Below are 21731 nucleotides of genomic sequence, written 5' to 3'. Positions count from 1 at the left end.
GTGGCCATGTCAATCCATGCTCCATAAAATAATCAAAATAGCGCGATCAGTAGCCAAAAAAGGATAATAATCAGAGCAACAATCCCCCATCGCTTCCGAGCCTTTAGCTCATAGCGATCGACGGGACTCACCCGCACCCTATCCTCAATCGTTTGATCCTTGGCGACGGTTTGGACCGTTTTGGTTTCAGCGTTATTCATGGGTAACCCCTTTTCCAAAGTTAAAATGAAAGCGCATTGGCACTAATGAAAAGGAGGCGGATCATAAACAGTCATGACCTCCTCAATCATGGCGTCATGATGGTTGTCATAGCGGCGCACATCGTAACAACCTAGGGGATTGGCGGGCGCATTGAGAAGGCACCGATTGCAAAATGAGCAAGGTTTTTCGGGCAAGTCCCTGCCCGTTTGCAAGACCTTGGGCAAATCATTATTAGCAATTAGTGGACGGGCAATGGCCACCCCATCACAGTACCCCTCGGAAATCACTTTCCGGATCAATTTACCCGCCTGATAACCGCCGGTATTAAGCACCGGAATACCGACCCTTTCTTTAACCTGCTTACAAAGCTCCGCGCTGACTCCCTCGATGGGATATTTCTTCTTGGTGCGATTCCAGAGCCAAAGAAAAAGTGGCCTCAATGCCTTAAAATGAAAGACCGTATAATTTAGGTAACCGCGCACACCACTCGAAGCCATGCTCCCATACCACCAATTCGTTTCATCCAGGGGGAAACCACCTGGCGGAACCAAAGGATGAGGGAAGAGGCTACCCGCCGAAACATGCAAGCCATCAGCACCTGCCTGCTCTACCCATTGGCAAATCTGGACATACTCCTCCGGCTTGTTACCCCATTTCTCCCAGGGATAAAGAGCGTTGTTCTCATCCACAATATTAATTTTGACCTGAAGATGGTAATCATCGCCGACTTCCTTGCGAATGGCATGAATCACCTCCAGCAAGAAGCGGGCCCGGTTCTCCAGCGAACCCCCATATTCATCCTTGCGGTCGTTAATGGCGGAACTAAGAAACTGCGTGAAGAGATAACCATGGGAAGCGTGTAATTCCACTCCATCCAGGCCCGCTTCCCGGGCCCGGCGCGCGCTATCGGCAAAGTGCTGGATAGTCTGCTTAATCTCTCCCAGGGTCATGGCCTGACAGAGCAGGCCATGAAACGTATCCATCTTGCTGGTTGAGGACAGTCCCTTATTCATTAAATTCTCAACCCCCGGGACATCCCGCTGGCGTCCCGAATGACTCAACTGCACAATAAACTTGCAGTCATATTCATGAACTTTCTCCCCTACCTTACGCCAAAAGGGAATCTTGTCATCGTCATCAATCATGGCGTAATTAGGCATGATGCGGCCCCGGATATGCACCGGCGCAAAAGAAGAGATGATGGCGCCTACGCCGCCTCGGGCAAACTTCTCTTCCCAGTTAATGCGGGCTTGGGTTCCCGAACCATTGTAGTTGTCCCAGCGGCCGGAAATACTGGAACGGAAGATCCGGTTTTTAACCGTTAAGTTTTTAAACGCGAGAGGTTGAAAAATGATGTCGTTTTCCACGGACCGAACCTCCTATAAAAACTTCAGATATTCAATCAGCGCCCGCTTCTCCTCATCCGAAAGACAGGTTATCTTTTCATCGGAGGGATCGCGGCAGATGTGGGTATTGTGCCCTTTATCCTCGACAAAATCGGGGATCTGGTTATAGCGCAATAATTTGGGAACCAGCTTTTTCAACTCATCATCAAACTGCTCCTGACCCTTCAACGCCTTCACCAGTTTAACGAGGTGGGTGGGATCTTTTAACGACTCCTTCAAATCCTTGAGCAGTTCTTTTTTATCAGCCACTTTATCCAAACTGATATTAGCCAGGAGTTTGATGGGGGTGCCCGCCGGAACCCGTACCTCGAGGGAACGGAACCGCAGATAGGTATCCATCGGGGTCACTTTAATAGAATCCGGCCCCAAACGTTTCTCCGGCCAAAGCAATTTCTCGGCCGCATCCATGAATGCCTCCACTCGCCCTTTAACGGAAGGATCATGATTGTAGATTCCCAACATATTGTTGTGTAAGAAGGGTGCGGTTGCCCACACGCTGATCAAGGAGGGAGTTCGGTAATAGCCGCGGCCACCCGCCGGAAATTCATATTGAATAGGCTTATCGGCGTTAAAGGGATTGTAGAGCGCAACCTTGCCCACCGATGGCAATTCTTTATAGGTCTTGGAGGAGAAGTTCTGCCAGACATGACCCTCGGTTGCATTGGAAGCCACCGCCCTGGCGGCATTGGTGCCAATGGCAATACTGGGATCATCCGAGTAAAGTGGATAGCGCCGATCATCCGAGAGGAAATTTCTTTCCAGAAAATCATCGCTCATGACCAGTTTCACCCAGTCATCCTTAGCCGCATCGGCATGTTTTTCCATGCCTTCATGGCTATAGCCTTCCGGCAATTTGCTGGAATGGCAACGGGCACAATATTGGGCAAATACTTTTTTACCTAAGCTTAGTTGCTCCTCATCTTTAGTTAGGTATTGCTCACCACCTGGGGCGTCCTGAAGCTTAAAGGGAGGAGGAGAATTCAAAAAGGCGGCGGCATCATCCATCCGCGCGGCAGTCAGACGCCAGTCCTCACACTCGGCTTCTGCTTTGGCAAGATCAAACGGATGTTGGGGCTTAATACCAAGGAAAGTATCGTCGATACTCATCCGGTAGTCGCCGCACGTGCCAATATTAACGTAGACCCGCAGCGCCGCGCCGCCTGCACCAATGGAATCGGCGCCATCCTTAAGGATATGAGGCACCTTTCGGGTAGTGCCATCATTCATGACCTCTTCATAAGTAGGCCGGGCCGAGGTGATATAAAAAATAGAATTGATGGCATTGGGGTTATCAATAAAATCCATGCTGATGCGGGAAGTATCGGAAGTGCCCGCGGGCTGTTTGGCATAAACCCAGTAGAGAAAGTCCTCCTTCTTTAGTCCTTGCCCAAATAGCGCCCCTTCCTTGATATACTGATTACCGAACGCTCCGGCAAAATTTTCCCATTCAGGATGCTCGGGATCTTTGGGCGGATTAACCGGATTAAAAGCAATATGGCAAATACCACACGTCAATCCCGTCAAATAAGGCGGTTCGATGGTGGCGTCTTCCTCTAAATATTTTTGGACATCCCATTTTTCAGGATCAAAGTTCTGATTAGGGAATACCCGCAGCCCCATCACGCCACTAGAGTAGGGGTCCTGGCATTCATCAAGCCATAAACCGTAGGCATCAGGCTTGCTTGCTTTTTGACAACCGGGGTCATTGATAACTCCAAATTTCTCGAAACGCTCGTCCCGTACGCGCGAGTCTAGAAAAGCCAGGAAATTAAGATTAACCTGAAGTCCGCTGACCTTGGCAATCTTCCAGGTACGGGCTTCAGCCTCGCGCCAGAAATGAGGATTTCCTCCTGCATTAGATTGGGAGGGATTTTCTCCCATGGGATCACCACCCGCCCACAAATACCAGGTGCAAGCGCCCCGCTTTTCTTCCGCGGTGAGATCGTAACCATAGTGATAAGGATCTAGATAGCCTGGAATGCCTGCGCATTCCTTATCGTAGCCGGCAAAACGATATTCAAAAGGTTCAGGGTAGGAAGACTCTTGGGATGCTGATTCTCCCGGTTCGGGCTGGCTATCACAGCCGCTGACCATCACGGCAAGGATCGCAATAGGACAAAGCAACACCGTATTTATCTTTTTCATTGATTCGTCTCCACTTGGCTGAAGTGTCCCTTCAGTTAAGAACGGAAGTTGTTTCTAATAATCAATTATAGGGTTAGGGATATACCTCCTTATGTAAAATTTTTAACAATCTTTGCGTGATTTATTAAGGGCAATTTAAATACATATTCTCAACCGAAATGAAAGCAGTTTGATCTCTATTATTACTCATTGTTAACGACGATAAAAGCAGATCAAATAGGTAGAAATACCTTTTTGATCATGCTGCGTAAGCTCATTTCAGATAGAGAAAAAAGGAAGGAAAATAATATTACTGTAAGGAATTATAAAACACGTCGGCTAGAGACGAATTTACCGCAAGCTAAGTTCCTAAAAAATAAAAATACAATACACGCTGGCCATGATTCACAAGCGTAGGGTTTAATGGCTGAGACAATAAATTAAGCCCCAGCAAACGACTACTTCTATTCCAGAATAAAATATTGAGGCGCTTGACTAGACTTAAGCTCCTTGGCAATAAATTTATAGATCGGTTCCGAATATTTATATCCCCCATGGGAATCAATAATCCGCTTGCAGTTAATCACCCTAACATTGGGAGAGTGAGTCATGATAACTGCGGGGCCTTTGGGTCCGGATTATCCAATACCACATCGCATCCTTAATGTGATCTTTATTGGAAAGCCTTTCGCTGCTCCAGAAATTTTCTCGAGAACTTATCATATACATGGCGATTCTCCTTGGGCATATCCAGGCAACGCTAAAGCCCTATGGTAAATACATCAACCAGCCGAAACTTAGGCATCTCTTTATCCTTTGGAAAAGATTCAACAGGCTGATCAATGCCAATGACATATCCCGTAAGTTTCTTCGGGGTTAGTTTAAAGCGGATAAAATGACGATAGGTTTGGGTGCGGGCGCCTCCCCCCGCTTCATTATTATGACCATTAAAAGCCAGCGCCACCACTAAATACCAGCCAAACCAGACGCAGCTCAATATTCCTCCCACAAGAAACGCAGCGGCAAGACGACTCCACGTCACTTCCACAGCCTCCCCTCCCCAGCTCGCAATGAGCATGGCAGAGACGCCTACCAGCAACCAAATAATCAGTAACTGGCGGCCCAGCTTTTCCTGCTGGAGACGGTTTTCATTCATCAGGGAATCCCGGGTCATCATCCAGGCAGTCAATAGCGTTGCCAGGATGACGCTGCTAACTACTATGAAAATAGTGATCCAGGAACTATAGATAACCAACAATACAGGAACGCTAATTTGCAGCACGGCATGCCAACACCCCAACGCGGCAAACCATAATTTTCCAGCCCGTTCATGCAGACTCCCCCCCGCAACAACGGCGAAGAAAATGAGGCCCCCCAGGGTAAGCAGTAACGTTAAAATCGTCAGGATATCGGCGAAAACCACCGCCACCGGATATCGGCCATAATGCCACAAGCCATGGCAGGCACTTACCGCCGCAAATAGCATTAAAATCCACAAGGGCGTGTAATCCCCTTTGATTATCTGGTGGGACTTAGCGCGTTCGAACAACAGGTTATCGTAGCGGCGGCTAATCACGAGGCTAACCAGGGAAGCCAGCAAAAACAGCAGCACTAATACACTGGCTAGAAAGGAGTGGGGATGGCCACTGGGATTCCACCCATACATAAAAACCCCCATAGGCGCAAAAAGCGCCAAATGGAAGCCAATAAACCGATAATGAGCCCAAGCCCAGGCTTTCCGATCCCTGTCCATAGCCGCTTCGAAAAAGCGCTTCGTTCGAAGCGCGCTAATGCTTAACAAAATGAGTAATAACAGAGCATAGATCAAATCCCAATAATACTCGCTCGTCGAATTTCCCCACTCAATAGCCAGCGCTCCTTGAATACGACTAAGTAAGGAATCGCCATCATTTTGCAAGGGTCTTAGCCCATTAGGCATCAGTTTAAAAATCGACCAACTGCTCTCGGGGATGACCGCCGCAAAGTAGATTATCAGCGCCATCAGTCCACCAGCGAGCCAAATATAACCCCCTTGGAAAATATTCCAGGGCATTAAGAGACGTCGGGTCATCAGCCGATGGGATACCGTCCGGGGAGGATAGAGCTGATTCTCCGCCACCTCTTCCACATCGGTGTGGGACGGATGGAGAAAGGCACCACCACCGCCAGCAACTACCGAGGCATAGTTAGTGCGGGTATGATCCGATTTATCGACAGCACCCTTACCCCAGTAGCGAGCATAATGATGAATGTCTCCCGAGATATCGAGTCGGCATTGGCTGGGCGGTAAATTGCCCGCATTGGATTTCAGGAAACTAGGCGCTAGCTCCAGCTTTTTAAAAGTCTCAACAATGGCTTCTTCTTCCCTTGCCCACCGCCCAAATTGGGTGGTGGGTTCCGGCGTGGCCACAATTAATTTATCAGGTGCTTTCCGTGCCGCCTTATTCTCCGCGGTCGCCTCGGAAACCTCGGGATTACAAAGAGACAAGAAAAAGGCGGCTTGCCGTCGATCAATTTTCCCGGCTTGCGTATCCAACCCCCAAAACCACCAGCCATAGGGCAATTTTAATGCTACATAGCTGGCCTCCTGGAGGCGCTCAAATCCCTTGAGACTCAGCTGTGGCCCGGCGCCTTCGGTATCTTGTTCGTGTTCCTGATTAAAGGGCTTGAGAAATTGGCGATTAAATCCATCCAGGGCATCATAATAATCATGATTACCGGGTATGCCATAAATCGGCCGCCGCGTTTCAGGACGCGTCTCGGGTCCAAAGATATCTTCATAGGCCCAGTTAAAAGGCTGCTGAAATCTGTCCGCAAGGGTTGCGTAATCAGCAATATGATAAGAGGTATCCCCCCCCACAAACAGGAACTCGCCCCGCGGCAGCTTGAAGACATTGCCCGCGTCACCGATTAAGGAAACTGTTTTGCTTTCTTGAGCGATATCGGGGGAAGGATTTTCGTTTGGAAGCCAAAGATCATGCTGGCATAAATAAGCGATATTATAAGTAGCGCATTGTCCATCACCGGAGTCAGCCAGGTAATCGAACCAAAAAGCTTCCTCTTCCGGCGCCTCTCCATGGCGAGTGATAACGTCAGGACGCATCCAGTCACGGGAGTCAAGTTTGTCCCCAAAGAAAGCGTACATCCCAATCCATTTGAGACCCGCAATCAACTGACGTCCAAAAAGCCAAGCCACAGGCCCTTTAAATGTTCGGGCCGATTTTGATCGCGCTAACTTTTGCCCTTGGAACATAAACACCTCCCCGCCTTTATGATGAGCAAAGAGTTGTCCTTAACACTCCTATTCTGGCCATATTCCCTTTACCCAGAGGAAAAAAGGCGTGATACATATTTTATAGACTAGAATCAGGCTACATACCCGTTATTCCTTCCGCCACCCGCCCTGCTAGCGCAGACAGTATCGCAACGGGGTTAGCGCCAACGGCGGTAGGCACAATAGAACCATCAGCCACGTATAATCCTTGCTAGCCGAAAACCTGTCCGAATTTCGCTGGTTGGGCGTTGATAACTCCCTCCGCAAGACCATCCGCCAGTCGGCCCGCCTCAAAATAGCCCGGTACAAAGAAAGCTATTCCGCCAGTAAGGCCAATTCACCTGTACATAGCCACACCGGTTAAAGGTAAGCGTACCCTTACCCTGATCTAGGGCTAGGCATAAAATCACACTACTCCAGTGAGAAATATCACCGCCTAATAGATTGGGAGTAGATAGCCCCCGAAGCCGCTGCCTACCAGCACTGATTCAAGCGAATTATTTTGTCCACTCATCCGATAGTACCTCGGCCTGCTGCAAAATAAGTTCGACCGCCTCCGGAGCCTTGTCCGGCGGATATTGGTACCGTTGTAACGTTCGGCGCACCAAAATCCGCAGCTTGGCCCGCACGCTTTCCCGCACCTGCCAGTCGACGGTAGTGGATTTGCGCAGCTTGTCGGTGATTTCCACGGCGATTTTCTTCAGCGTCTCATCACCCAACTCTCGCACCGCACTTTCATTATTGGCCAGGGCATCGTAGAAGGCTACTTCATCCAGGTTCAGGCCCAGGGCTTCGTCGCGCTCCAGTTCCGCCTGGAATTGCTTGGCCATGGCAATCAGCTCTTCCATCACCTGTGCCGTCTCAATGCCCCGGTTGTTGTACTGGCGCAGGGTTGCTTGCAGGCGGTCGGCGTATTTCTTCTCCTGCACCACGTTGCTGCGGGTTCTAGCCTTGATGTTGTCCTTGAGCAGTTTTTCCAGCAGCTCCACGGCGAAATTCTTATAGGGCATTTGCCGCACGTCTTCCAGGAATTCGTCCGAGAGTAGGCCGATGTTGGGCCTGTCCAGGCCGCACAGGGCAAACACATCGGTCACGCCTTCGGCCACCAGGGCGTTGTCCAGAATCTGCTTCAAGGCAGTGTTCTTGTCTTCCTCGGTGAGCTTTTTGTCCACGCTGGTGAACTTGGTGATGGCGATTTTCACCTGCGACCAAAACGCCACCTCCTTCTGCAGGGCCTGGGCTTCGTCCAGGGTAGCGCAGAGGGAGAACGCTTTGTTCATGGCCAGCACGGTATCCAAGAAACGCTTCTTGCCATCTTCCAGACTGAGCACATAGTTGGCGGTAGGCACCAGCAACTTGTGGGGCCCGGTTTCGAAACCGTTGTAGTTGAAGCCCTGGCCTTGCGGGCCAGGTGCGAACAGGCCGTGGATGATGGCCAGCTTCTCCAGCAAAATGGCGTAGGCTTCTTCCGCGCTGTGAGTGGGGGAACCCTTGCCCTTGGCATCAGTGTAGGTTTTCAGGGCCTGCTTGAGTTCGTTGGCAATGCCGATGTAGTCCACCACCAGCCCACCGGGCTTGTCCTTGAACACCCGGTTGACCCGGGCAATGGCCTGCATCAAATTATGGCCCTTCATGGGCTTGTCCACGTACATGGTGTGGCAACAAGGCGCGTCGAACCCGGTCAGCCACATATCCCGCACGATCACCAGCTTGAGCGAATCGTTGCTGTCCTTGAAGCGCTTCTCGAACCGCTTTTTGGTCTGCTTGTTATAGATATGGGGTTGCAGCAAGGCCCGATCCGAGGCGGAGCCAGTCATCACAACCTTGATGGCGCCTTTCTCCGGATCATCGTCGTGCCATGCCGGGCGCAGGGCGACTATCTCGTTATACAGATGCACGCAAATCTCCCGGCTCATAGCCACAATCATGGCTTTACCGCTGAGGGTACGGGAGCGGGTTTCAAAGTGGCTGACCAGGTCTTCCGCCACCTGCTTCAGACGCGGGCCAGCACCTACCAGTTTCTCCAGGCGGCTCCACTCGCCCTTGGTTTTCTCGCGGCTGCCCACGTCTTCATCGTCTTCAACCATTTCCTCTACCTGCTCGGACAGTTCCCCGATCAGGTCCCGGTTGAGGTCCAGCTTGGCCAAGCGGGATTCATAGAAGATGGGTACCGTCGCGCCATCGTCCACGGCATCCTGGATGTCGTAGATGGAGACGTAATCACCGAACACGGCGCGGGTGTCCCTGTCTTCGCGCTCAATGGGGGTGCCGGTGAAGCCAATGAACGAGGCATTGGGCAGGGCATCGCGCAGGTGGCGGGCATAACCGAACGTGTAGCTGCCGTCTCGCTTGAGGGTAGCTTTCAGGCCATACTGGCTGCGGTGGGCTTCATCGGAGATCACCACGATGTTGTGGCGGTCATTCAGCACCGGGTGGCCGGTCTCATCATTCAGCAGGGCGAACTTCTGCACCGTGGTGAAGATGATCCCGCCGGATTCCCGTTCCGACAGCAACCGCCGCAGGGTATCCCGGTCATCGGCTTGTACCGGCTCCTGTTTAAGCAATTCCCGGGCGGCGCTAAAGGTGGCGAACAGTTGGCCGTCCAGATCGTTGCGATCGGTCACCACCATCAGGGTGGGGTTGTTCATCCCGGGCTGTTGCAGCAACTTGCCGGCGTAACAGCACATGGAAAGGCTCTTACCAGAGCCCTGGGTATGCCACACTACCCCGGCCTTTTTGCTCCCTGGCTGCACCTCATCGCCGTAGGTAGCGCGTTTTTCTTTGGCCCAGTAACCTTGCTCCGGCGCTTGGGCGGCAATCACCGTGGCCTTTACCGCTTCGCGCACCCCATGGAACTGATGGTAGCCGGCAATCTTCTTAATCAGCTTGTCCGAGTCGGCCTCGAAGATCACGAAGTAGCGAAGGTAATCCAGGAACAGTTCCCGGTCGAAAAAGCCCCGCACCATGGTTTCTAACTGCCACTCCAGCAGGGGCTTGTCGTCCTCGTGCTTGATTGTGCGCCAGGGCATGTAGCGCTCCTGGCTGGCGGTGAGAGAGCCTACCCGGGCCCCATAGCCGTCACTGATGATGGCTGCCTCGTTATAGGCGAATAGGTCGGGGATTTCGTCCTTGTAGGTCTGGATCTGGTGGTAGGCATCCCAGATGTTCGCGTTCTCGGCGCCGGGGCTTTTCAGCTCCAGCACGGCCAGAGGTAAGCCGTTGATAAAGCAGATCACATCCGGCCGGCGCAGTTGCCGGGAGCCTGCGAGGGTGAACTGATTAATGGCCCGGAAGCGGTTGGCGGTGAGATCTCTGAAATCCACCAGCAATGCCCGGTCGTGAACCAGCTTGTCGTCGTGCTTGTACTCAACGGGTACGCCATTCAGCAGCAGGCGGTGGAAGACCCGATTGCTGATCACCACATCCAGGCTTTCCGGCTTGCGCACCACGGCGATAGCCTGCTCAACGGCGCTCTGGGACAGGTGAGGATTGATGCGCTTTATGGCCGCCTCAAGATCCGCCAGCAACAACACCTGCCGGTAATCGGCCCGTTCCGGGGCCTCGCCATCCGGCGCCAGATCCGGTCCATGGGCGATCTCCCAGCCGCCTTCGGCGAACCATTGCAAGCATTGTTGTTCCAGTTGCTCTTCGGTCATACATCCTTCCTATCCCTGGGCAGACTCGCGCAGCAGAATGAAATGCTCAATCAGCCGGATCATCAGGGTTTTCTGATCCGGCAGGCTTTCCGCCACCAGCAGGGCCAAGGCCACCAGGGTGTTGTCATTAATCAGTTGTTCCACCGACCGTGCCAGCAACGCGGCGTTACGGCGCAGGTACCACAAAAACAGAAACGAGCCGCAGCGTTTGTTGCCGTCAGCCAAGGGGTGATTCTTGATGACGAAATAGAGGAGATGAGCGGCACGGGCGGCGATGTTCGGATAAAACAGCTCACCCCCGAAACCCTGCTCAATGGTGGCCAGGGCGGAAGCCAGGCCGTTACTCCGCAACTGACCAAACAGCTCCGTGGCCTCGCCCTTGGCCATCAGGGTCTGTTTGAGCTCGCCAATGGCTTTGAGCGCTTCGTCCAGTTCTAACGGCTGCATGTCCGGTTGCTTGATGCCAACCTCGGCCAACTGCTGCTCATCGTAGCCCTGTAACAGGCTCCAGGAGCGGGCATACTCGCTGATCACCCGGGTAACGGCTTCGCCTTCATTAGACACCAGTCCCTGGTGGGTGAGCGTGCGGCTGAGCAGGTCAACGGCTTGCTCGAACTCGATACCCCGCTCAGTCAGGCGACGCTGGTTAAGGGTATAGCCCTGTACCAGGTGATCCTTGAGAACCTGGGTGGCCCATTGGCGGAACTGGACGCCACGCTGAGACTTGACGCGATAGCCGACGGAGATGATGACATCGAGATTGTAATAGTCGACCTCGTAGGTTTTGCCGTCGGCGGCAGTTGTTGCATTTTTTGCAACAACTGACTCCCGCTCCAACTCGCCCTCTTTGAAGACATTGCGAATATGGCGGGAAATAACCGATTTATCCCGATCAAATAGCCCGGTCATCTGGTCCAGGCTGAGCCACACCGTTCCCTGCTCCAGCGCCACTTCCAGCTGGGCCTTGCCATCGTTTGAGGTGAAAATCTGTATTTGTTGATGCGCCATAAGTTATTTCTTTCCTCCTTGAATGTGCTTGTGTGGATTACCTTATCCAGTTTTCTTGTGAGCCGATTTATGTTAGCGGCTCAGGGGCCAGTCAAAGCAGGCTGTCCTCTGTGCAAGCACTGACATCCATTTCGGATACCCTGCATTCAGCATCCGATATCGAAAGTTCGCCGGAGAGGAGTTTGGGGAGAAGACTATCGCGTAATTCGGTTAGCTGTACGCATTCATGTGTGTTTTGAATCCAAGCATGGATAAGCGGAAACGTAATAGATTCGTACGCTAACAGAACATTCTCTGGTGGCAGCAAGGAGGCGTGCCTTGATACTAAGCCTTTATTTAGGTTTTGTTGCGCGGAGCCTGATGCTTTATCTGCTAATGAGGAAACAGAGTTTCTCGCGGTAATGAACAGGAATGCTTTGTTGTTCTCTTTTGGAATTAAGCCGCAACATGCTTGATTCGTGGTCATTGTGTCGGCCAAGAGACAGACTTGCCCTGCGGTTGCCCCATACATTGCTACCACGGTGCTGTACTTAGGCCAGAGTTTTGCTGAACTATTCTCTAGTCCACTTTTTGTAATTTTTTCTTTTGTACCGAAAGCAATTACATCTCGAACTTCTCCAGAGGCCAGCCATTTAATCTCGCCGCCCCAGTACTCTGGAATATTGCGTTTTGGGGTGCCTCCGCTTTCAACTTTCAAGCAGAGATCTTGAAGCGCTCCAACGCCCCACCCCTCCGGAATCTCCCCCAACTCACTTTCCTGCATAGCCGATGGAAACGGCTCGGCGGTGGCGCGGAGCTCGGCGTATTGCTCGGGCTGCTCGGCCTGAAGGCGGGTGAGTTGTTCCGAGGATTTGCCGGAAATGGCTTGCATGGCGGCGAGCAGGGCGTCTTCCTCGCTGCCGCCAGCTTTCAGTGCGGCGATTTTGGCTTTGACCGGCTCGAAATCCACAAACCAGCTTTTGAAGATGGCCTGGGCCATTTGTTCGAGGGTTTGGTTGATTTGGTGGTTCAATTGGATTTTGTCGTCGAGTGTCAACAAAAGCTTGGCAATCTCTTTCTGCTCTTCTAAGTCAGAACAGTAGTAAATTGGGAGATCGCTCAATATCTTGGTGTTGATTGAAGGCATTGTTGCGCCGACGGCAATACTTCGGATATAGGACTTAAAGGTTTCAAGGCCAAAGAAGTATGACAAATAGGCAGGGTCGATCAGTTCATTTTCTACACGTACCCGCAAACATCTTCCCGAAAAAAGCCACCCGTCCTCTTGTTTGCGAACTAAGGCGCGTCTGTCAACAGAGCCAACTCTTGAGAAAACGATATCACCTTCTTTGATTTGATATTTGCTCAGCCTATGCCTGTCGGCATCAGAAACATAAGGCGTGTTCAGATGCTCGATCCTGTTGTCACCCAAGTGCTCAACAGTGATGATCGGTGTACCTTGTTCAACGTAGTCATATTTGTGGAGCTGACTTCCGAATGGGCCAGTTTGTATGCCACTTTTTCCCACGCAAAGTTCGGAAAGTTTTTTTTCTTGGAGCTTGCTGGACACTTGTCCATAAACTGTCGTGCGAAAATCAGAGATCATACCCCAACCTCCCAAGATTCCGCTTGATTTCAGCCTCCAGCCGCTCACTCTCGACAAACTGCTCCTGTAGCTGCCCGGTCAATCGCGCCATCTTCTCGGCAAAGGGCTCGCCATCGTCTTCCTGCTCTCGGGCACCTACGTAGCGCCCCGGTGTCAGCACAAAATCATGTTTCTTGATCTCGTCCAGGCTGGCGGATTTGCAGAAGCCGGCGACATCCTCGTAATGTTCGCCGCGCTGCCAGGCATGGAAGGTGTCGGCGATTTTGGCGATGTCATCAACGGTGAAGTCCCGCAACACTCGATCCCGCATGAAGCCCAGGTTACGGGCGTCAATGAACAGAAATTCTTCCCGGCGGTCGCGCTTCTTCTCATTGCGCACCAGGCCGTTGGCTTTGTCCCGGGTCAAAAACCAGATGCAGGCCGGGATTTGGGTGTTGGTGAACAACTGGCCGGGCAAGGCGGCCATACATTCCACCAGGTCTTCTTCCACCAGGCGCTGGCGGATTCCGCCTTCGTTGTTGGTGTGGGAACTCATGGAGCCGTTGGCCAGCAACAGGGCCATGCTGCCGGTGGGCGCCAGATGGTGAATCATGTGCTGCATCCAGGCAAAGTTGGCGTTGCCCTTGGGCGGGGTGCCGTATTGCCAGCGGGCATCGTCCGCCAGGGATTCGCTCCACCAATCCTTCATGTTAAAGGGCGGGTTGGCCATGACGAAATCGGCCCGCAGATCCGGGTGCTGGTCGTCCAGAAAAGTGTCGGCGTTTTTCTTGCCGAAGTTGAAGTCGATGCCGCGAATGGCCATGTTCATGGCGGCCAGGCGCCAGGTAGTGGGGTTGGATTCCTGGCCGTAGACGGAGATGTGTTTTTTCTGCTCGCTGGGGTCGTAGTGGTGCTCCTTGGCGTGTTCCTCGATGAACTTGTCGCTGGAGACAAAGAAACCGCCAGAGCCCATGGCCGGGTCGTACACCCGGCCGGAGTAAGGTTCGAGCATTGCCACAATCAGGGTGACGATACTTTTGGGGGTGTAATACTGACCACCCTGCTTGCCTTCAGCCAGGGCGAACTGGCCCAGAAAGTATTCGTACACATGGCCGAGGATGTCCTTGCTGTGGAGGTCCAGCTGCTCGCCGTCGAACATGGGCTTGGTGAAGGAGGTGTCGGAGAAGGTGTTGATCAGGCCCAGTAGCTTGTCGTTCTCCAACTGGTACTGGCTGATGCGGTTGAGAATGCCCTTGAGCTTGGCGTTGCTCTTCTCGATGGCTTCCAAGGCGTTGTCCATCAGCCAGGAGACAGAGCGCAGCTTCACATCGTGACCCGTATCGTCCTGCCACAATACGGTGCCCACGGGCAGTACGGCCTTTTCCTTCAGGGTGCTCCAGCGGGCAGCTTTGGGCACCCAGAAGACGTTGGCCTCGCGGTAGTAATCCAGTATTTCCAGCTCTTCCTGCAGGGCTTGTTGGTAGTCCTCGTCACTGTCGAAATCTTCCCGGGGCAAGTAATAGATGTCGTCGTTCTCATCCTTGAACCGCTCCAGCAAGGCTTCCTGACGTTCCTCGAAGGCATCGGAGACGTACTTGAGGAAGATGAGGCCCAGCACCACATGCTTGTAATTGGCGGCGTCCAGGTTGGCGCGGAGCTTGTCGGCGGCTTTCCAGAGTTTGTCGTCCAGCGCCTTGAGGAATTGCTGTTCCGGGTTGTTCATAAATGACGTTTTAACAAGAGATAAAGAAGGCGCCGCTTTTATCCGCGCCCAAAGGAGATGATGTTGGCCTATTTATCGGCCCTGATTGGAAACTCCATGAGGTACATGGCCCGTGGTGACATGACGGCTGGCTGATTCACAGTGGTCCTGTTGATCATCAAAGAAAATATCAGCACCAAAAGCTTTCAAGAAGTCTCCTTTATCCAACCCGCCCAGGAATAAAGCCTCGTCAATGCGAATATCCCAAGCCCGAAGGGTGCGGATCACCCGCTCATGGGCCGGTGCTCCCCGAGCCGTCACGAGGGCGGTCCGGAGGGGTGATTCCTCCGGTGGATATTCCCTTTGAATCCGCTGTAGCACTGCCAGGAAATTGCGAAAGGGTCCCCCCGGAAGAGGCTGCCGGGCCGACGTTTGCTCACTCGTTTGAAAGGCCGCCAAGCCCTGCTCCTTGAAAACCCGCTCCGCATCATCGGAAAATAGGACCGCATCCCCATCAAAGGCAATCCGTAGCTGAGACGAGTGAGTATTGAGACTCGCTTTTGAGCGCACGATAGTGGCCGCTGCTACGCCCGCTTCCAGCGCCTTTTTAACATCCTCCGGATCGGCGGAGAGGAACAAATGGGCGCCAAATGCGGAAACATACCGATAGGGGCTTTCCCCGGAGGTAAAGGCTGCCCGGGTTACCGCAAGTTCATGATGTTGAATGGAATTAAATACACGCAGACCCGTATCGGCATTGTTTCTCGATAGCAGTATCACTTCCACCCGTGGCGGGTTCGGGCGACTCTGGTTGAGAGCCAGCAGCTTACACACTAGCGGAAAAGCCACTCCTGGCTCCAAGATGACATCTTCCTGTTCAATCTGGTATTTACAATAGGAATCAGTGCCTTGTTCCTCAAATACACGATGGCTTTCGTCCAGATCGAATAAGGCCCGTGAAGAAATAGCAACAACCAGTTTGTCACCTAGAATAGCAGGCATAGTCTTTGGGTGTAGGGTAGAGACCTTGGTAGGCTCATTGTGTCATAAAATACAACTTACAAGGTTGCTACCACCTTGTAAAGTCGCTTCGCGGCTCACGTTTATATCACCGCCCGAGTAACCGATGCTCTACGCGCTATTTGGTAACACTTTCATAACTTAAAAAATTAGGCGCAATATTTTTTATCCGATAAACTTCCTTTTTAGAAACAGCATTAGTAATTACCGCCGATCTCCAGGACATCAAACTGGTTTGGGGTTCAAAAATTCCGTGTCCATACCTACTAAAATTTTGGGCAAAAATTTTATTTTTGTCATACCCTTTCCATCGTATTGAAAAATCTTTGTTGACCTTAAAACATTTATTTTCATTAAATTCAATAAGATGTTTTATAGGCTCAATAAAACCTGGAATTCTGTTCTCAAACCCGGTACACAAAATAACAATATCAGCTCCTATGGATTCTTCTTTCTGAGAAAAATTATTGGAAATAGTTAATTTATAACCTTTTCCATTGTTCTCTACACTCTGAAGCCTTCGATAAGGAAGTATTTTAAAATCAACCGGTGATTGCTCTACATTTTGAATAAAATAAAGATCATTATAGAGACTTTGCAAGTAGGCGGGGGTATTACCATCGCTAGATAATTTTTGGTAATCTACAATATTTCTTTTGAGTTGAGAATTTATGGAAAAAAAATTTTCTACGTAATGGGGGCTAAAATACTCATTAGTAAAAGGCGATTCATCTAAAGGTTCCAGGTTTGCCCGGCTAGAAATAAGCGTTAGAGATTTTGCATTGCCCCACTTTTTTTTAAGAGCATTTCTAAAAACTTCAACACCGGTTTGTCCGCCGCCGATAATAACAATTCGCTTGCCACTAATATTCAAATTTTTTATTGATTCTGATTTCGCATGGAAGAAGGTATCACTCATATAGGGCGCGGTAAACGAAGGAATTTTAGGGCTAATTCCTGTTCCGATGCAGATATTTTTACTTTTAATTTTTTCTTTATGGCTTTCAATAATAAAGTTTTCACCATCATAGTAGAGATTTCTTATTTTTGAATTAAAAGATAATTTCCTAGGCATTTGCCGGGTAACCCACTGACAATAAAGTTCAAATTCTTTTCTAGTAATGACGTGCCTTTTGGTATTCATAAATGAATGAAAAAATCCATTCATTACAAGATAGTTTAAAAAAGAATAGGGACTCGTGGGATCAACCCCTGTGACTAGATCCTTTAAAAAAGCCGTTTGCATATCAGAGTCTGGAAAGATGATTTCAGAGTGCCATAGAAATAACGGTTTTTGTTCAAAAAAATGAGTCTTTAATTCTTTATTCTTTTCTGAGATAGCCGCCAGGCTTAAATTAAACGGGCCAATCCCAATACCGACTAAATCAAATACATTACACATGAAAATAATCTTTTTCTATCAGCGGATTTAGCAGGGGATTTCCAAGCTGGGGCTTAGGTCTTTGGGCCGTATCCTGATAGCCAATGATAAAACGAACTTTATTTAAAAGGACACGATGATAATTGGGCGTTAACAGGCTTGGAGTTTTTGACCTTGTTGGATATTTTTTTTCATAGTCATGGACTATCATGCCTAATAAATTATAGAATTTTTTTTCTTTATAGCCATGAGATAGGAAAAGCGCCTGTGAAATAAATCTAAGGACTGAAATAAAATGCCCCGTGATAAGATCATAGATAATATGATCAGAAGGTAAAATATCTAATTTTTTAATGATTTTATCAGGGAAAAATTTTCCTGTTTCCCTTGGAAAATTTTTATTTAAACGTAAGTCACCATGAAAATCCTTAATAATCAAACCTGAAGGAATATTGTTATTTAGCTTTAGTAGGGTATTTTGACCATGGGCAACCAAACCAATTCCATATTGAGACTGAAGATGATAAATAGGGATAACAACGCTTTTAAAATATGCTTCTAGCCACTCCTCCATGGTCAGGGAAGAACTTTCTATTAAGCAGCCAATCAAGGATTTTTTCCTCTCATCTAAATAAGAGAGCGCTCCTGTCATTAGGCATTGCTCCTTTTCTTTAAGCTTGGTTACACTCGATTCTCTCCATACTGCCCCAAGAAATTCTTTATATTGATAAGGGGCGCCCACGATATCCTTATAGGAAGGCTCAATATAACTAAAAGCCCCAATATCCTTTAAGCAATCCATATTAGAATTGAATAAGAGATTATCCTGCCTAATAATAGCTTCCATTCCTGTCGATATTTCCGAGGCAACCGCAACATAATGAGCAGGTATTCCTCGTACACAAGAAGTATTTAAAATTGAGATAGGTAATTTAATATCATAAAGATATGAATTACTGTAGTTGGAAAATGTACGCAGGGAAATATGGGGCTTATAGCTGTCGCCGGCACTAGCTAAAAAAACTATATTTTTTTTGCTGATATCCTTCTGAAAAAATATTTTTATTTTATTTTCCCACTGCCACGGGTGTATGGGAATAATATAATAAGCTTTAACATCACATTGTTTATTGGCTAGTTTTTCTTTTAATAAATTAATTTCCTCTTTTTCAAGATCAGCATAAATAATCTCGCTAAAATTTTTTTCCTTTTGGTGACTTACCGTAATCAAATCCTTTTTAATAGCTACCCGATAAAACTGGATTTTCCTGTCATTCTCTGGTGAAAACGCAGAAAGATCATCCGGGGACCAGCCTAACCTTCCTTTATTTAAAATAATTTTTGGATGCCCATCCAGATAACTTTCGATCTCTAAGTAATTAAGTTGAGATAACTTCCGGGAAGAAATTCTCTTTTTTAAAATAACTTGATCGCTATAAAGCGTATGCAGCATTTCTTCCAGGAAATTAGCTAAGGTAATAGCATTCATTTTTGTAAGCGGCTGTATTTCCTTAAAAAATCTTGCAGCATCAAGCTCTAAACCATCAGTTCTCTTTAATGAGCTCTCATCTATAATAAGATGGCACCAGATACTTTTATGAGCTTCAAAAATATAAGATAAATTTTCCTCTATCTTTAATGTATATAATCCTTTCTCTATTTCCCGTACTTTTTGAGAAATGATCTCCTCAAAGTAAAGCTCACTTATCGCTTTGGTAATAAGATTCCTGTTGGCTGTTTCCCAGCTCATAAATAGCTGCCTGTAAAGAACCTCTCCCGAGTACACTCCAGGAGGACAGCCCTTTTATGGGGAAAATCAAATTCTTTAATTCTCTTCCAAAAAGGAAGAAAATCAACGTATTTCAATACCTTTTTATTATCAGATCGCGGCTCAGCCATGATCTTTAAAGTTCTGGGTTCATCAAGAAAAAGGTAATGGATAACACTTTTTAGCATAGCGCCCGTATTTTTTAATCCCAGAAATTTTTTCTCTCCAACCAGGAAGTGAAATCCCCTGTCAAAATCAACGCTTTCATAATAGGCCCCTAGACGATCTTCTTTAACCCAATAAAGCTCAAAATAACCGATAGGTTCATCATCAATATCTAATATAGTGGGAATGATATGGGGGTCATTTAAATTTTTTTCTATATACTGAAGATGGTTTTCCCTTGTATCTTTTAATTCCCAAAATTCCGAAATACGAGACTGATTATGCCATCTAGCAAATGTATTAATATCCTTTTTTGGATCGATAACCCGAAAAGAAATAGTTTTATCTATTTCGTATACAAATCTTTTGTAGAGTAACGTTCCCCTTTCTGGGTTATGTCTTATTGGATGAGAAACTCCATTAGTTTCTGCCCAGACCACGGGATAAAGTTCTCTTTCAGAATTCATCAACCAATAAGGAGAAATTTGGAAAAACTCATTCCTACTGATGATTACTTTTTTATCTACCAGTTCTATCTCTACCTCTTTAATATTAGGTCTAAATTTGTTTTTTAAAAATTCTTCCTCTCCTTTATCTAGCAGGATATCGTTAATTTTTAATTTTTTTTTATCTATCACGGTTCTCCTAAATTTGGAATACAAGGGATTTTTAATAAAGTTATAAATATCTAAAGGATTCTTCTCGGTATTCTCGTTAATATTCTTTAGGCAACAAAAAAAATTTCCTTTTTGCCCTATTAAATTTGAATTAAGAAGATAATTAAGAAATGATTGATCGATAAGATTACTATTTTTTTTGCCTTGTAAATACTCAGCAAGAATATGAAGAAGATCTTCTTCATTACATGCTCTTTGTATCGCGAGCGCATTTATTAAACTGAATGTCGAGTTGATAATGAGATAATACCCAAGAAGTATATGGGACATATCTTTATCTAGGATATTTCCATTTTCCAGATCTAGCAAAGGAACTTCCTGTTTCATCCTTTCATAACCAAGCTTGGTATACCCTGTTCCCTGGCAGTCTCTAAAGATAACTCCCACAGGATAGCTATTAGCGTCTAGCTGGATAATAATATTTTGTTGGTGCGCGCCAAAAAGAATGCCATGGTTAGCTTGAGCCATTATAAAAGGATCAAGTACATATTTAAGATAAAGATTAAACCATTTTATAGCATCAATTTTACGTGATGAAAAAAACCCTTTTTCTAGATAAGGATCAACCTGCGTTATCGTCGATAAAACAATGGCCTCATACAACATTTTTCCTCTAAAAGGATTGTCTCGTATGAGTACAATTGTTTCTATAAGAAGGTTATTGAATTTCCCTTTGATAGCAAGAAAGGAGGGTTCGCATAAGATATGAAAATTTTTATTTATATTAAGAAAATCCTTCCCATTACTGGAATTCATTACATCATGAACTTGAAGCCCTCTAACGATCTCGGCTTCTTGCAAATGTCTAACGGAATTAGTGATTCTCAGCGACAGGGAAAATTTAAGCATATAAGAGCTATTTTCACAGTAAATAGTTCTTAGTGAACTTGTCGCCTTCCATTTTAAATATCCTTTCTTTTCAATGGGAATTAAATTCTTATCTTTTATTAAATCTTTAATCTCCTTATGGTTAGTTAGTGATTTAAACTGCCAAGGATGAAAAGGGAACGGTATATATCCGTCCTTGATAACTGTTTTATGATCTTCTTTAAAAAGATCTACATACCAATGTAGATCATTAAAATACGCTGAATTCTTTTGAAGAAGATGTTCTTTATTCAAGAACGCCCATTTCAAATGAAAACTTCCTCTAAATTCTGGCGCATATAAGCGGTGATCTTCCTGGCTAAACTGCTCTTTACTTTTTGGGCATGGATGAAAGTTATGCCCAAGCAATAACGCCTGCTCTGCTTCAATAAAGGACAAGAATTTTTTCTTGAAAAGTTTTCTATAGTCTTGTTCCCTATAATGGAGTATTTGAGCAATATTATCATTGCTCTCCAGAATTCTTTGATAAAGTCCTGGTATTTCATCATGCTTATTTATCCATCTGAGGAACTCTTGCACAAAATATTTAAAACTCAGGGGGGTTCTTTTGTTTCCTAGAATCTCATAAAAGTCATTTAAATAAGCATGATTTCCTACCCTTGAATACTTCTCAAGGGCTATATTCAAGGTTTTATCACCATTTCTAAATATAATCTTGCTATTTTTTATTTCAAAATCATCACACTCCCTCAAAAAAGAATTGATAAGGGCTGTAACGGAGTGTTTTTCCGCAAGTGTATTTAATTCGGACTTTTTGTTATTCATCCATTCCTAAGCGATTTAACCTGTCTCCTTACGCTTCATTCTCACCAGACTACTGTTAAAGCATAAAGACCAGCATTTACGTATTGCTAATACGAATAGCTTACATTATCTTTTAATAAATTCCTACATTCT

13 protein-coding genes are annotated in these 21731 nt (G+C 47.5%); all 13 read right to left on the bottom strand.

The genetic code is table 11. The annotated features are described in order from the left end of the window. Positions 1 to 32: 32 nt before the first annotated feature. A complete protein-coding gene (locus NWAT_RS16980; protein ID WP_013220332.1) occupies positions 33 to 200 on the bottom strand; it encodes a hypothetical protein in 168 nt (55 codons plus the stop codon). A gap of 42 nt (positions 201 to 242) precedes the next feature. Further along, positions 243 to 1568 (bottom strand): NADH:flavin oxidoreductase, encoded by a 1326-nt coding sequence (locus tag NWAT_RS06455; RefSeq protein ID WP_013220331.1) that lies wholly within the window; start codon positions 1566 to 1568, stop codon positions 243 to 245. Between the two features lie 12 nt (positions 1569 to 1580). Then, a complete protein-coding gene (locus NWAT_RS06450) occupies positions 1581 to 3752 on the bottom strand; it encodes a hypothetical protein (protein WP_013220330.1) in 2172 nt (723 codons plus the stop codon). A gap of 739 nt (positions 3753 to 4491) precedes the next feature. Next, the gene (locus NWAT_RS06445) at positions 4492 to 6984 is read right to left on the bottom strand and encodes a hypothetical protein (protein ID WP_013220329.1); all 2493 of its coding nucleotides are present in this window, start codon (positions 6982 to 6984) and stop codon (positions 4492 to 4494) included. Positions 6985 to 7102: 118 nt separating this feature from the next. Continuing rightward, a complete protein-coding gene (locus NWAT_RS16975) occupies positions 7103 to 7204 on the bottom strand; it encodes a hypothetical protein (RefSeq protein WP_198342183.1) in 102 nt (33 codons plus the stop codon). Between the two features lie 298 nt (positions 7205 to 7502). Further along, complete coding sequence (locus tag NWAT_RS06440) at positions 7503 to 10661, bottom strand: type I restriction endonuclease subunit R (RefSeq protein WP_013220328.1); 3159 nt, start codon at positions 10659 to 10661, stop codon at positions 7503 to 7505. Positions 10662 to 10670: 9 nt separating this feature from the next. Then, positions 10671 to 11669 (bottom strand): virulence protein RhuM/Fic/DOC family protein, encoded by a 999-nt coding sequence (gene rhuM, locus NWAT_RS06435; protein ID WP_013220327.1) that lies wholly within the window; start codon positions 11667 to 11669, stop codon positions 10671 to 10673. 91 nt (positions 11670 to 11760) lie between these two features. Then, positions 11761 to 13254 (bottom strand): restriction endonuclease subunit S, encoded by a 1494-nt coding sequence (locus NWAT_RS15625; RefSeq protein ID WP_013220326.1) that lies wholly within the window; start codon positions 13252 to 13254, stop codon positions 11761 to 11763. Then, complete coding sequence (locus tag NWAT_RS06425; protein ID WP_013220325.1) at positions 13244 to 14956, bottom strand: class I SAM-dependent DNA methyltransferase; 1713 nt, start codon at positions 14954 to 14956, stop codon at positions 13244 to 13246. Before NWAT_RS06425 ends, NWAT_RS15625 begins: the two co-directional genes overlap by 11 nt. A 72-nt stretch (positions 14957 to 15028) precedes the next feature. Next, a complete protein-coding gene (locus NWAT_RS06420) occupies positions 15029 to 15937 on the bottom strand; it encodes a 5'-nucleotidase (protein WP_013220324.1) in 909 nt (302 codons plus the stop codon). 136 nt (positions 15938 to 16073) lie between these two features. Then, positions 16074 to 17357 (bottom strand): lysine N(6)-hydroxylase/L-ornithine N(5)-oxygenase family protein, encoded by a 1284-nt coding sequence (locus NWAT_RS06415; protein WP_013220323.1) that lies wholly within the window; start codon positions 17355 to 17357, stop codon positions 16074 to 16076. Beyond that, entirely contained in the window at positions 17350 to 19086 is a 1737-nt protein-coding gene (locus NWAT_RS06410) for an IucA/IucC family protein (RefSeq protein ID WP_013220322.1), read from the bottom strand. Before NWAT_RS06410 ends, NWAT_RS06415 begins: the two co-directional genes overlap by 8 nt. Continuing rightward, positions 19083 to 21599, bottom strand: a complete 2517-nt coding sequence (locus tag NWAT_RS06400; RefSeq protein ID WP_013220321.1) for a GNAT family N-acetyltransferase — start codon at positions 21597 to 21599, stop codon at positions 19083 to 19085. The genes NWAT_RS06410 and NWAT_RS06400 overlap by 4 nt, the downstream gene beginning before the upstream one ends. Between the last annotated feature and the right edge of the window lie 132 nt (positions 21600 to 21731).

The organism is Nitrosococcus watsonii C-113 (assembly GCF_000143085.1).
Classification (GTDB): domain Bacteria; phylum Pseudomonadota; class Gammaproteobacteria; order Nitrosococcales; family Nitrosococcaceae; genus Nitrosococcus; species Nitrosococcus watsonii.
The sequence above is the reverse complement of the archived record's forward strand: the minus strand, read 5'-3'. Positions and strand labels throughout refer to the sequence as shown.